Below are 365 nucleotides of genomic sequence, written 5' to 3'. Positions count from 1 at the left end.
TGACCAACGAAGGGCAAGCCACGATAACAGATGTTGTTCTTACAGATACCATGTTAGGAGGAGAACTCACTTTAGCCTCAGGAGACGACAATAATGATAACATCCTAGATGTCGATGAGATTTGGTTGTACTCAGCCAACTATACAATTACGCAATCAGATATTGATGCAGGCATCGTAAGTAATCAAGCTGTGGTAACTGGAACAAGTTCAATAGATGGTTCAACGCTAGAAGACCTTTCAGATGATGATACCGTTTTAGAAGATGATATTACCGATTTAATACTGCCATTAGAAACAGGTATCGCAGTGATAAAAACGGGAGTTTTTAATGATGAAAATAATGATGGTTATGCAAACTTAGGG

At 38.6% G+C, this 365-nt stretch carries 1 protein-coding gene; it reads left to right on the top strand.

The window, feature by feature from the left end; translation table 11 throughout:
- Positions 1 to 365 (top strand): DUF7507 domain-containing protein (locus ACFQ13_RS11655; protein WP_449361595.1); only part of this gene is annotated, 365 nt, incomplete at both ends.

The sequence above is a fragment of the Winogradskyella rapida genome, assembly GCF_042675845.1.
Taxonomy (GTDB): domain Bacteria; phylum Bacteroidota; class Bacteroidia; order Flavobacteriales; family Flavobacteriaceae; genus Winogradskyella; species Winogradskyella rapida.
This window is presented reverse-complemented; position numbering and strand designations above follow the sequence as displayed.